The following is a 12666-nucleotide window of genomic DNA, read 5'->3' as shown; positions in this document are numbered from 1 at the left end:
CAACGGGTCCGGCGCACGAGCGCCGGACCCGTCGAAGGCGGCGGCCGACCGCCGGGCCGCAGCGGCAGCGGCACCGGCGGGGGAAACGCCCGGGCGGAAGCGGTCAGAAGGTCAGCCGGGCGGTCTCGTGGGTGCGGGTCTCGATGCCCGCAGCGGCCTTGTCGATGAGCTGGTGGGCGAGGTTGGAGCAGGCGCGGGCGGCGGCGAGCTCCTCGCCGATCGTGGAGTCGGGGGAGTCGTCGGGGTTGCGGCGGGCGATGCCGACACCGCGCACACCGGGGGCGCTGAAGCCGCTGAGCGAGGCCGTGCAGCTCGTCCGGCTCTCGTCCTCCTCGAAGTTCAGGTCGACGATCCAGTGGTTGTGCATACGGATCACCTTCTCTGGCGGCGGTCGTCAGCCCCAGAATCCGCCCGTCGGGCGCGGTTGGCAACCGTGGGACCTGGCCGGACGCAACCTTCCGGACCCTTGTTACCGGCGGGTCACATGCCTATCATCGCCACTGTGACAGCTGAACTGTCAAACAAGGGAGGGCGGCGGTGACGGACTCGGTCGCACACGGCCCGCTGGCCGGCGTGCGCGTGGTGGAGCTGGCCGGAATCGGACCCGGCCCGTTCGCCGCGATGCTGCTCGCCGACCTCGGCGCCGACGTCGTACGCGTCGACCGGCCCGGACCGCCCCCGCTCGGCCCCGAGCCGGCGCTCGACCTCACCAACCGCAACAAGCGCTCCGTCCTGGTCGACCTCAAGGCACCCGGCGGCCCCGCCGCCGTGCTCGACCTGGTGGCGCGCGCCGACCTGCTGGTCGAGGGTTACCGGCCCGGCGTCGCCGAACGGCTCGGCGTCGGCCCCGCCGCCTGCCTGGCCCGCAACCCCGCCCTGGTCTACGGCCGGATGACCGGCTGGGGCCAGGACGGGCCGCTCGCCGACCGGGCCGGCCACGACATCGGCTACATCGCCACCGTCGGCGTGCTCGGCCTGGTCGCCGGCGAACCCGGCGGCCCGCCCGGCATCCCCGCCAACCTGCTCGGCGACTACGCCGGCGGCTCGCTCTACCTCGCCGTCGGCCTGCTCGCCGCCCTGCACCACGCCCGCACCACCGGTACCGGCCAGGTCGTCGACGCCGCCATCGTGGACGGCGCCGCGCACCTGACCACCATGCTGTGGGGCCTGAAGGCGGCCGGCCACTGGCACGACACCCGCGGCGCCAACCTGCTCGACGGCGGCGCCCCGTACTACGCCCTCTACCGCACCGCCGACGGCCGGCACATGGCCGTCGGCGCACTGGAGCCGCAGTTCTACGCGGAGTTCGCCCGCCTGCTCGGCCTCGCCGAGGACGCCCCCGCCCAGCACGACATCGCCCGCTGGCCCGAGCTCCGTACGCTGATCGCGGCCCGCTTCGCCACCCGCAGCCAGGCCGACTGGACGGCGGTCTTCGAGGGCACCGACGCCTGCACCGCCCCCGTCCTCGCCCTCGCCGAGGCCCCCGACCACCCCCAGTTGAAGGCCCGCGGGAGCTACACCGAGCACCACGGGCTGGCCCAGCCCGCCCCCGCACCCCGGTTCTCCGCCACCCCGGCGCAGCTGCGTCGCCCGCCGGCCCCGCCCGGCGCGCACACCGCGGAGGTGGCCCGCGACTGGGACGTCCCCGCCCTCGACCCGCCGGATTCCGACCCGAAGGCCTGAGCCCGGCCCGCACCACCCCAGACCCGCACCGACCGTCCAGACCACCGAGGAGCAGCAGGTGCAGCGCGAGATCTACACCGAGGAGCACGAGGCGTTCCGGGAGACCGTCCGGGCCTTCCTCGCCAAGGAGGTGCTGCCGCACCAGGAGCGCTGGGAGCAGGCCGGCATCGTGGACCGCGGGGCCTGGCTGGCGGCCGGCCGGCACGGGCTGCTCGGCCTCGCCGTGCCGGAGGAGTACGGCGGCGGCGGCACCCCGGACTTCCGCTTCCCGGCGGTGCTCGCCGAGGAGTTCACCCGCGCCGGGGTGAGCGGGCTGGCGCTCGGCCTGCACAACGACATCATCGGCCCGTACCTGACCTCGCTCGCCACCGAGGAGCAGAAGGAGCGCTGGCTGCCCGGCTTCTGCAGCGGCGAGATCGTCACCGCGATCGCGATGACCGAGCCCGGGGCCGGCTCCGACCTGCAGGGCATCCGCACCACCGCCGTCGACGGGGGCGACCACTACGTCCTCAACGGCAGCAAGACCTTCATCTCCAACGGGATCATCTCCGACCTGGTGGTCGTGGTGGCCCGCACCACCCCGGAGGGCGGTGCGCACGGGCTGAGCCTGCTGGTCGTCGAGCGCGGCATGCCGGGCTTCCAGCGCGGCCGCAACCTCGACAAGATCGGCCAGAAGTCCCAGGACACCGCCGAGCTGTTCTTCGACGACGTGCGGGTGCCGAAGGCCAACCTGCTCGGCGAGGAGAACCAGGGCTTCGTCCACCTGATGCAGAACCTCGCGCAGGAGCGCCTGACCATCGCGGTCTCCGCGATCGCCGGCGCCGAGCACCTGCTGGAGCTCACCACCCGGTACGTCCAGCAGCGCACCGCCTTCGGCAAGCCGCTCGCCAAGCTGCAGCACGTCCGCTTCGAGATCGCCGAACTCGCCACCGAGTGCGCGGTCACCCGGACGTTCGTCGACCGCTGCATCACCGAGCACAACCGCCACGCGCTCACCCCGGTGGACGCCTCGATGGCCAAGTGGTGGGCCACCGAACTGCAGAAGCGCACCGCCGACCGCTGCCTCCAGCTCCACGGCGGCTACGGGTACATGACGGAGTACCCGGTGGCGAAGGCGTTCACCGACGGCCGCATCCAGACCATCTACGGCGGCACCACGGAGATCATGAAGGAGATCATCGGCCGCTCCCTGCTCGGTTGACCCCGGCCCGCGCCAAGACTCCAGACCCAGCCGACCCCCATGCACCGAAAGGCACCCACCGTGACCACTGAAGCGTTCGTCTACGACGCGATCCGCACCCCGCGCGGGCGCGGCAAGGCCAACGGCTCCCTGCACGGCACCAAGCCGATCGACCTGGTGGTCGGCCTGATCCACGAGCTCCAGGCCCGCTTCCCGACCCTGGACCCGGCCGCGATCGACGACATCGTGCTCGGCGTGGTCAGCCCGGTCGGCGACCAGGGCTCCGACATCGCCCGGATCGCCGCCATCGCGGCCGGCCTGCCCGACACGGTGGCCGGCGTTCAGGAGAACCGCTTCTGCGCCTCCGGCCTGGAGGCGGTCAACCTGGCCGCCGCCAAGGTCCGTTCGGGCTGGGAGGACCTCATCCTGGCCGGCGGCGTCGAGTCGATGTCCCGGGTCAAGATGGGCTCCGACGGCGGCGCCTGGGCGATGGACCCGATGACCGCGTACGAGACGGGCTTCGTCCCGCAGGGCATCGGCGCCGACCTGATCGCCACCGTCGAGGGCTTCAGCCGCACCGACGTGGACGCCTTCGCCGCCGAGTCCCAGGCGCGCGCCGCCAAGGCCCAGGCCGACGGCCACTTCGACCGCTCGGTGGTGCCGGTCCGCGACCGCAACGGCCTGGTCGTGCTGGACCGCGACGAGTTCATCCGTCCCGGCACCACCGTCGAGACGCTGGCCGGCCTCAAGCCCTCCTTCGCCGGCATCGGCGAGGCCGGCGGCTTCGACGCCGTCGCCCTGCAGAAGTACCACTGGGTGGAGAGGATCGACCACGTCCACCACGCAGGCAACTCCTCCGGCATCGTCGACGGCGCCGCGCTGGTCGCCATCGGCTCCCGCGAGGTCGGCGAGCGGTACGGCCTCACCCCGCGCGCCCGGATCGTCTCCGCCGCGGTCTCCGGCTCCGAGCCCACCATCATGCTCACCGGCCCCGCCCCCGCCACCCGCAAGGCCCTCGCCAAGGCCGGGCTCACCGCGGACGACATCGACCTCGTCGAGATCAACGAGGCCTTCGCCGCCGTCGCCCTGCGCTTCATGCGCGAACTCGGCTTCGGCCACGAGAAGGTCAACGTCAACGGCGGCGCCATCGCCCTCGGCCACCCGCTCGGCGCCACCGGCGCCATGCTCATCGGCACCCTCGTGGACGAACTGGAGCGCCGCGACCTCCGCTACGGCCTGGCCACCCTCTGCGTGGGCGGCGGCATGGGCGTCGCCACCGTGATCGAGCGCATCTGACCACCCCACTCCCTGGAGAGACTTCCCCCATGACTGAAGCAACCGCCATCCGCTGGGAGCAGGACCGGGACGGCGTGGTCACCCTCGTCCTCGACGACCCCGCCCAGTCCGTCAACACCATGAACGAGGCCTTCATCGAGGCCCTCGACGCCACCGTCGCCCGGCTGAAGGCCGCCGACGACGTGCGCGGCGTGATCGTCACCTCCGCGAAGAAGACCTTCTTCGCCGGCGGCGACCTCCGCATGCTCTCCTCCGTGCGCCCCGACCAGGCCGCCGAGACCTTCGAGCGCGGCATGCGGATCAAGCGCGCCCTGCGCGCCCTGGAGACCCTCGGCAAGCCCGTCGTCGCCGCGATCAACGGCGCCGCCCTCGGCGGCGGCCTGGAGATCGCCCTCGCCTGTCACCACCGGATCGCGCTGGACACCCCGGCCGCCAAGATCGGCCTGCCCGAGGTCACCCTCGGCCTGCTGCCCGGCGGCGGCGGAGTCGTCCGCACCGTGCGGCTGCTCGGCATCACCGACGCCCTGCTCAAGGTCCTCCTGCAGGGGCAGCAGTACCGTCCCGCGCAGGCCCTGCAGCACGGCCTCGTCGACGAACTCGCCACCACCCCGGAGGAGTTGCTCGCCAAGGCGCGCGCCTTCGTCGACGCCCGCCCGGAGTCCGTGCAGCGCTTCGACGTCAAGGGCTACCGGATCCCCGGCGGCACCCCGGCCACCCCGGCGCTGGCCGCCAGCCTGCCCGCCTTCCCGGCCAACCTGCGCAAGCAGCTGGCCGGCGCCCCCTACCCGGCGCCGCGCAACATCCTGGCCGCGGCCGTGGAGGGCGCCCAGGTCGACGTCGACACCGCGATGGCGATCGAGGCCCGGTACTTCACCGAGCTGGTCTGCGGCCAGACCGCCAAGAACATGATCCAGGCCTTCTTCTTCGACATGCAGGCCGTCAACTCCGGTGCCGGCCGCCCCAAGGGCGTCCCCGCGCGGAAGGTCGAGAAGGTCGCCGTGCTCGGCGCCGGCATGATGGGCGCCGGCATCGCGTACTCCTGCGCCAGGGCCGGCATCGAGGTCCTGCTGAAGGACGTCACCCTTGAGGCCGCCGAGCGCGGCAAGGCCTACTCCGCCGCGCTGCTCGACAAGGCGGTCGCCCGCGGCCGCACCACCGAGGCCGGGCGAGCCGAGTTCCTCGCCCGGATCACCCCCACCGCCGAGGCCGCCGACCTGGCCGGCTGCGACGCCGTCATCGAGGCCGTCTTCGAGAACCCCGAGCTCAAGCACAAGGTCTTCCAGGAGGTCCAGGACGTCGTCGCCCCCGACGCCCTGCTCTGCTCCAACACCTCCACCCTGCCGATCGGCCTGCTCGCCGAAGGCGTCGACCGCACCGCCGACTTCATCGGCCTGCACTTCTTCTCGCCGGTCGACAAGATGCCGCTGGTCGAGATCATCCGCAGCCCGCAGACCGGCGACGAGGCGCTCGCCCGCGCCTTCGACCTCGTCCGGCAGATCCGCAAGACACCGATCGTGGTCAACGACTCCCGCGGCTTCTTCACCTCGCGCGTGATCGGGCAGTTCATCAACGAGGGCGTGGCAATGGTCGGCGAGGGCCTCGACCCGGTCTCCGTCGAGCAGGCCGCCGCCCAGGCCGGCTACCCGGCCAAGGTGCTCTCGCTGATGGACGAGCTCACCCTCACCCTGCCCCGCAAGATCCGGGGCGAGTCCCGGCGGGCCGTCGAGGAGGCCGGCGGCAGCTGGGAGCCGCACCCCGCCGACACCGTCATCGACCGCATGGTCGACGAGTTCGGCCGCCAGGGCCGCAGCGGCGGCGCCGGCTTCTACGAGTACGAGAACGGGCAGCGCACCCGGCTGTGGCCCGGGCTGCGCGAGCACTTCACGCAGCCCGGCAAGCAGATCCCGTTCGAGGACATGAAGGAGCGGATGCTCTTCGCCGAGGCCCTGGACTCCGTCCGCTGCCTCGAGGAGTCCGTCCTCACCTCGGTCGCCGACGCCAACGTGGGCTCCATCCTCGGCATCGGCTTCCCCGCCTGGACGGGCGGCGTCCTCCAGTACATCAACGGCTACCCCGGCGGCCTCGCCGGATTCACCGCCCGCGCCCGCGAGTTGGCCGCCACCTACGGCGAGCGCTTCACCCCGCCCGCACTCCTGGACGAGATGGCCGCCGACGGCCGCACCTTCCGGGACTGACCCCCGCCGGCGCCGCCCCCGCCTGCCCGGGCGGGGGCGGTGTCCGCCCTAGGCTGTTCCTCCGTGAACGACTCCGTACCCGACCGGAGGCCGACGCCCTCGGTGTCGGAGAAGACGGCTAGCCTGGCCGGTAGTGATCATCCGGAGGAGGGGACGGAATGGGCCGGCTGACCTGGCAGGAGACGGCGGCGTACCGGGCGAGGCTCCGCGGCTGTCTGCTCGGCGGCGCGATCGGCGACGCGCTCGGCAACCCGATCGAGATGAAGTCCATGGTCACCGTCGAGGCGGAGTACGGGCCGACCGGCATCACCGGACTCGTCCCGGACCGCGAGGGCGTGATCGGCCGGATCACCGACGACACCCAGATGACCCTGTTCTCCGCCGAGGGCTGGATGCAGGGCTACCGCCGCATCCGGACCAAGGGCATCGGCGGCGCCGAGACCGCCATGGTCAAGGACGCCTACCTGCGATGGCTGGAGACCCAGCGGCACTCCGCCCCGCTGCCCCACGAAGGCCTCCGGCACCGCTGGGGCGACCTGCGCGAGCAGCAGTGGCTGTACGCCCGCCGTGCCCCCGGCCGCGCCTGCGAGTTCGGCCTCCAGGAGGACCACACCCCCGACGCGCACGCCCCGGTCGACGGCAGCCCGGGCCCGGTCAACCCCGACGCCAAGGGCTGCGGCTCCGTGATGCGCTCCGCCCCCTTCGGCTTCACCGGCCGCGGCATCACCGGCCAGGGTGACCGGCACGCCTTCGAACTCGCCGCCCGCTGCGCCCGGATCACGCACGGCCACCCGACCGCCCAGCTCGCCTCCGGCGCCTTCGCCGCCATGATCAGCCGCCTGGTCGACGGCGAGTCGCTGCCGGACGCCGTCCGCAACGCCATGGAGCTGCTCACCCGCTACCCCAACCACCAGGAGACCCACGCCGCACTGCAGCGGGCCGTCGCCCTCGCCGCGGCCGGCCCGGCCGCCCCGCGGACGGTGGAGAGCCTCGGCGGCGGCTGGACGGCCGAGGAGGCGCTCGCCATCGGCGTGTACGCCGCCCTCGCCCGCACCGAGTTCTGGGAGCACCGCACCCCGATCGAGTCGGCCCTGCTGCTGGCGGTCAACCACTCCGGCGACAGCGACTCCACCGGCTCGATCTGCGGCAACCTGCTCGGCGCCCACCACGGCGACGCCATGCTGCCGCCGGAGTGGCTCGCCCGGATCGAGGGCCGCGCGGCGATCGCCGTCGTCGCCGACGACTTCGCCGCGGTCGTCCACCCGGGCGAGAAGCGCCCCTGGGTGTACTCGGCCTGACACCTGCTCCCTCCAGCTCACGGCCGAGATCCGCGTTGTGCACCCGGACGGTGCCGTTCGGCACGAAGGCGGCGAGTTCCGGGAGATCTTGGGAGTCGCCGTGCCCTGGGTCTCCCGCCCTTGAGCAGGTCGGCCACTGCGCCCGGCTGGAGCCGCACCACCGCAACGATGGAGTGGTCGGACGGCCCGGGCACCCTTCCGCCCGAGTTGTCGTGAGAGTCGAACTGCCAGTGCGCCTCGGCGATCCGTCCCGGCTTCGGCAGACGCACGGTCAGCTCCGTGGTCCGGTGCGGACTTCGAGCTCGGTCGGCGCAGCGGCTGGTGGCGGCCCGGCCGTACTGAGTGCTGTGCATCGTGAAGGTGCAGGTCACGGGCCTGGTGTGATTCCGTGGCGGGATGCTCGTACGCTCCCGGGCATGGTGGACCCAGAGGTACTGGAACGGATTGCCGCGCGCCGCGCGGAACTGGATGGACTGGAAGAACAGCTGATCAAGCGGCTGGACCAGGTGCGGGCCGAGCGGGACGAACTCTCGGTCACCGAGCGGGTCCTGGCGAGGATGAGCGAGCAGATCGCCGAGGAGCGGGCTGCCGACGCGCCGACGTCGGCTCAGGTCGGCGGGCGTGCGGCGCTGCTGGTCCCGCACCGGAGCGACGGCGTGAACGAGGCCGCGCTTCCCGGTGACTACCGCCGGATCCTGGCGATCGTGCGGGAGACCGACGGCCCGGTGCAGGTCAGGGCGGTTGGCGAGCGGCTGGGCCTGGACGCTGCGGTCCGCGGCAAGCTCGAGCCGCTGCGGCCGAAGCTGGTCAGGCTCGCGGACCGCGGCTGGCTGCACAAGCGGCCCGATGGGCGGTTCACTGCGCGTCCGTGACCGCGCAGGGCTGGGCGTAACTGGCAGTCCCCCGACGGCAGTTGGGTTTGGTGTGAAGAAAAACAACGGTCTCGCCGAGGGCCCCGACGGTCTTGTCTGCACCGCCCGCCTGCCCCTCTCGAGCGCCACTTTGAACTATCTCGCGGCCCTGATGCGCAGCCACCTGAAGAAGATCGGCTCACGGTGGCGGGCCCTGCCCGCGGGAAGGATCGCCGCCATCGCGCTCGCGGTACTGCGCTGTGACCAGCGGCCGGGCGATCTGGCGGGCGGCAACGGGATACACCGCACCACCGTCACCCGGTGGGTCCGCGAAATCGTCGGCTTGCTGGCCGCCCGCGCCCCGCGCCTTCAGCGGGCTCTGAAGAAGATCGCCCGAACGGGCGGCGGGGTCGTACTGTTGGACGGCACGCTGATCCGCACCCGGCGGCGCACCGGCACCGCAAACCGGAAGAACTACTCCGGCAAGCACAAGTGCCACGGCCTGCTCGTGATCGCGCTCACCGACGACAAGGGCCGGCTGCTCTGGGTCTCGGCGACCCGGCCCGGACACACCTCGGAGATCACCGCCTGCCGCCACGACAAACTCACCGCCCAACTCCGGGCGGCCGGCCTCGGCGCCATCGCCGACCTGGGATTCGTCGGACTTGACGACAGCGGCCCGGACACCGACCCGGCAGTGATCACCGGCTACAAGGATGCTCGGAACCGGCCCCTGGCCCGGGGGCAGAAGCTGTCCAACAAGGCACTGGCGGCCGTCCGGGCTCCGGTCGAGCACGGATTCGCCCACCTCAAGAACTGGCGCGTGCTCGGCAGGCTCCGCACCGACCCCAAATGGGCGACCGCCCTGGTCAGGGCCCTGCTGGTCCTGACGAACCGCGAAGCCTCCCGGTGACCGACGACCTTCACCGAAGCGTGACGGGCGCCGATAGCACCGTGGCGCCGCCCGCCACCGCAGGGGCGTTTCCCTGACGCCACCCTGGACGTGAACCGGACCGCGATCCCCTGGCGTCACCTCCTGCTCGTCTACCCGCAACGGCTCGCGGCGTGGTAGGTTATAGGTCGACCACTAACGTAGGAGTGAAGATGACAGCCAAGGAAGACGACGCCACCCGCCGCGCCGCCGCCCAGCACACCCTGGCCGAGCACCTGCGCCTCACCGCCGCCGGACGCACCGACGAATGGGTGAAGCTGTTCGCCCCGGACGCAGTGCTCGAGTTCCCCTACGCGCCGACCGGCGTGCCCCAGCGGGTGACGGGACGAGACGCACTGCTCGCGCACATGAGCAACTTTCCCGAGACCTTCGACGTGGAGTTCGTCGACCTGGTGTTCCATGACACGATCGATCCGAGTCTGGTGATCGCCGAATTCCGCTCGAAGGGCACTGCGCTGCCGACCGGCAAGCCGTACGAGCAGACGTGCATCTCCGTCGTGCGGACCGATGGCGACGCGCGCATCACCCACTACCTGGACTACTGGAACCCGCTGGTGGCGATCGAGGCGCTCACGCCCGACGACGTGCCGTCCGACTCTGACCTCAGCGTGAAGTTTGGAGGCTGAGGGGAGCCGTGTTTGACTGACGCCCATGCCTGCCGCCGGTACCAGCACGAAGAGCGACGAACGACGCCGAGCCATCGTGGCCGCCGCGGTCGAATGCTTCGCGCAAAAAGGTTTCTACGGTACGACGACGCACGAGATCGCCGACTGGGTCGGCGTCTCTCAGCCGTATCTGTATCGCCTGTACCCGAACAAGGAAGCACTGTTCGCGGCGGTGGTCGACCACGTGTCCGTCGTGATGACCGACACGCTGGTCGCTCACTCGCCGGCGTCGGGTGGGACCGGGCTTGCGCCCGAGGCGGCGTTGGATGCCGCACGCGGCGCCTACGCCGCGCTCGTCGCGGACCGGAACATCCTGCGTTTCCTCATGCACGCGAACTGTGCCGCCGGCGAGCCGCTGGTGGCACAGGCCGTGCGCCGGTGCTACGCCAAGCAGGTCGACACCGTCCGGCAGCTGCTGGGCGACGACGACGCCGTGCGGCGCTGGTTCGGCGCCGGAATGCTCGACAACGTCGCCGCCGTGCTGGGCCTGGCCGACATCGATGAGCCGTGGGCGCACGTCCTCACCGCTCGATGACCCGCCACCGGCAATTCGGCGACGACGGCCCCGAGCCTTCCTCGTAGGCCAGCTCGGCCAGCCGGTTCAGGACCCGCCCGGCGATCACGGGCGTCCCTCGCCCGGCCTGGGCCTCCTGCAGCTGCTTGGCCAACTCCGCAGCGAGCGTGTCCAGTTCACTCCGGCGAGCCGTGATCCGCTCCAGCTCGCGCATCCCCACGTCCTCCCCCGCTCTCCCGGCGGTACCTGCCCGGTGACGGATCGTAGAAGCGGTACCGCGGCAAGCGCAGCAGAACTTGAGGACGCCCCCGAACGACATGTCAGACGGTCTTCGCCGTGGACACTGGCCGACGACCAGCGCGAGTAGCTCTTCCGGCCCTCACACCAGACCCGTGACCAGCAACTTCACGATGCACACCACCCACTGCCGCACGCGGTCAGCGGCGCCGTCAACAGCGCGGCCGCCGACAGGCCGTTCCGTACCCTCGCCCGAACTCCCCCCGATCGCGAACGGGACCGGCACGGTCTGCCGGGCCCGCCCACGATCCCATGGTCCACCGACGTGCTCGGCCCGTCACAGGGACGCGTCCCGGCGCAGCCGGTACAGCACGCTCGGGCGCAGCCGGCTGCCCTCCGGGGCGTACGGGTCCTCGAAGTCCTCGGCGGGGTCGCGGACCATGCCGAGACGCTGCATCACGGCCTGCGAGCGGTGGTTGGCGGCGGTGGTGACGGCGAGGACCTCCGGCAGGCGGAGGGTGTCGAAGGCGAAGTCCAGGCAGGCCCGGCCGGCCTCGGTGGCGTAGCCGTGACCCCAGGCGCTGCGGGCCAGCCGCCAGCCGACCTCCACACCGGTGAAGGGCATGTCCTCGTCGACGTCGTCCAGCCCGGCGAAGCCGACGAACTCCCCGGTGGCGGCGGCCTCGACCGCCCACCAGCCGTAGCCGCGCCGCTCCGTGTCGGCGCGGAAGGCGGCCACCCCGGCCTCGCACTGCTCCCGGGTCAGCAGCTCCCCGAGGTGCTCGCGCACCTCGGGATCGGCGTTCATCGCAGCCCAGGGGGCCAGGTCGGACTCCCGCCAGGGGCGCAGCAGGAGCCGTTCGGTGCGCAGTTCGGTCATGGCCCGAGCCAACCCCGGGCCGACCGCCCTGTCGAGCGGATTTCCCGCGGCCGGTGCTGCCCGCCGCTACTCGGCGCTGCCGGTCAGCTCCTCCGCCAGGGAACGCTGGAAGGCGGTGACGATCGCCTGCACCACCAGCGGCTGGATGCGGTCGGTGAGGCTCTTCATCCGGTCCAGGTCGGCCGGGGCCGGGTCGCTCTCCCGGTACGGCTTCCACACCGTGTCGCGGAACAGTCGGTGCAGGTCGTGCGCGGTGGCCCGGCTGTGCAGCCGGACGACCGCCCGCGCCGCCAGCAGGGTCTCCAGCGGTATCGGCACGTCCAGGATGCGCACACCGAGCGGCAGCAGACCGGGGTCGATCTTGAAGACGTCCGGGTCCTCGGTGCGGTGCAGGGCGCCCATGGCGGCGAGCCGGTCCAGGTCGGCGTCGGAGAGGTCGCGGCCGATCCGCCGGGCGAGCTGCGCCCGGTCGGCCTCCTCGGCGGCCTCCGGAGTCCACGAGGCGACCAGCGCCCGGTGGATCGCGAGGTCCAGCGAGCCGATGTCCTCGGGCAGTTGGGCGAGGTAGCGCTCGATCGCGGCGAGCGTCAGGCCCTGCCGCTGCAACTCCTCGATCAGCTCCAGCCTCCCCAGGTGCTCCGGCCCGTACAGGCCCACCCGGCGCGGACCCAGCTCGGGCGGAGGCAGCAGACCCTTGGCGGCGTAGAAGCGCAGCGTGCGGACGGTCACCCCGGCCCGGGCCGCCAGTTCGTCGACGGTGAGCTGCGGTGTGCCTGCTGTCATCCGGTGCAACCTCTTCCGCCCGCACGCCCCCACCGGGTGCTGCAGTCCTGCTGTGACACCACCAGTGTGACAGTGCCGCGACCTGCCGGTCCACGTGTCCGCGCCGACCACCGGGAGGGCCGCTTCTTCTGG

At 72.3% G+C, this 12666-nt stretch carries 13 protein-coding genes; 9 read left to right on the top strand and 4 right to left on the bottom strand.

All coding sequences use genetic code 11. The features are described 5' to 3' along the window. Nucleotides 1-103: 103 nt before the first annotated feature. Nucleotides 104-367 carry a DUF1876 domain-containing protein gene (locus AB0M03_RS23045; protein ID WP_363493760.1) on the bottom strand — a complete coding sequence of 88 codons (264 nt, stop codon included), beginning with the start codon at nucleotides 365-367 and terminating at the stop codon, nucleotides 104-106. Between the two features lie 170 nt (nucleotides 368-537). On the opposite strand from AB0M03_RS23045, the gene AB0M03_RS23040 reads away from it, so the two are divergent. From AB0M03_RS23040 to AB0M03_RS23000, 9 genes are all read left to right on the top strand, one after another. After that, nucleotides 538-1683 (top strand): CaiB/BaiF CoA-transferase family protein, encoded by a 1146-nt coding sequence (locus tag AB0M03_RS23040; protein ID WP_363493759.1) that lies wholly within the window; start codon nucleotides 538-540, stop codon nucleotides 1681-1683. 58 nt (nucleotides 1684-1741) lie between these two features. Continuing rightward, complete coding sequence (locus AB0M03_RS23035; RefSeq protein WP_363493757.1) at nucleotides 1742-2884, top strand: acyl-CoA dehydrogenase family protein; 1143 nt, start codon at nucleotides 1742-1744, stop codon at nucleotides 2882-2884. 60 nt (nucleotides 2885-2944) lie between these two features. Next, nucleotides 2945-4159, top strand: coding sequence for an acetyl-CoA C-acetyltransferase (locus AB0M03_RS23030; RefSeq protein ID WP_363493755.1), 1215 nt, complete (start codon nucleotides 2945-2947; stop codon nucleotides 4157-4159). Between the two features lie 29 nt (nucleotides 4160-4188). Then, on the top strand, nucleotides 4189-6354 hold the full coding sequence (locus AB0M03_RS23025) for a 3-hydroxyacyl-CoA dehydrogenase NAD-binding domain-containing protein (protein WP_363493753.1): 2166 nt from the start codon (nucleotides 4189-4191) through the stop codon (nucleotides 6352-6354). Nucleotides 6355-6512: 158 nt separating this feature from the next. Continuing rightward, nucleotides 6513-7652 (top strand): ADP-ribosylglycohydrolase family protein, encoded by a 1140-nt coding sequence (locus AB0M03_RS23020; RefSeq protein WP_363493752.1) that lies wholly within the window; start codon nucleotides 6513-6515, stop codon nucleotides 7650-7652. Between the two features lie 416 nt (nucleotides 7653-8068). Continuing rightward, nucleotides 8069-8524: a hypothetical protein gene (locus tag AB0M03_RS23015; RefSeq protein ID WP_363493750.1), complete on the top strand. Its 456-nt coding sequence runs from the start codon at nucleotides 8069-8071 to the stop codon at nucleotides 8522-8524. A gap of 52 nt (nucleotides 8525-8576) precedes the next feature. Beyond that, nucleotides 8577-9416, top strand: coding sequence for a transposase family protein (locus tag AB0M03_RS23010; protein ID WP_363493749.1), 840 nt, complete (start codon nucleotides 8577-8579; stop codon nucleotides 9414-9416). 191 nt (nucleotides 9417-9607) lie between these two features. Next, on the top strand, nucleotides 9608-10081 hold the full coding sequence (locus tag AB0M03_RS23005) for a nuclear transport factor 2 family protein (protein WP_363493747.1): 474 nt from the start codon (nucleotides 9608-9610) through the stop codon (nucleotides 10079-10081). Nucleotides 10082-10106: 25 nt separating this feature from the next. Beyond that, entirely contained in the window at nucleotides 10107-10655 is a 549-nt protein-coding gene (locus AB0M03_RS23000; protein ID WP_363493746.1) for a TetR/AcrR family transcriptional regulator, read from the top strand. Here the strand turns inward: AB0M03_RS23000 and AB0M03_RS22995 are convergent. The 3 genes from AB0M03_RS22995 to AB0M03_RS22985 all read right to left on the bottom strand — a co-directional run bounded on the left by AB0M03_RS22995 (nucleotide 10642) and on the right by AB0M03_RS22985 (nucleotide 12534). Further along, nucleotides 10642-10848 (bottom strand): hypothetical protein, encoded by a 207-nt coding sequence (locus AB0M03_RS22995; protein WP_363493744.1) that lies wholly within the window; start codon nucleotides 10846-10848, stop codon nucleotides 10642-10644. The genes AB0M03_RS23000 and AB0M03_RS22995 overlap by 14 nt on opposite strands. Before the next feature lie 360 nt (nucleotides 10849-11208). After that, complete coding sequence (locus AB0M03_RS22990; RefSeq protein ID WP_363493742.1) at nucleotides 11209-11751, bottom strand: GNAT family N-acetyltransferase; 543 nt, start codon at nucleotides 11749-11751, stop codon at nucleotides 11209-11211. A 66-nt stretch (nucleotides 11752-11817) separates the two neighbouring features. Then, the gene (locus tag AB0M03_RS22985; RefSeq protein WP_363493740.1) at nucleotides 11818-12534 is read right to left on the bottom strand and encodes a MerR family transcriptional regulator; all 717 of its coding nucleotides are present in this window, start codon (nucleotides 12532-12534) and stop codon (nucleotides 11818-11820) included. Between the last annotated feature and the right edge of the window lie 132 nt (nucleotides 12535-12666).

The sequence above is a fragment of the Kitasatospora sp. NPDC051914 genome (genome assembly GCF_040680995.1).
Lineage (GTDB): Bacteria > Actinomycetota > Actinomycetes > Streptomycetales > Streptomycetaceae > Kitasatospora.
This window is presented reverse-complemented; position numbering and strand designations above follow the sequence as displayed.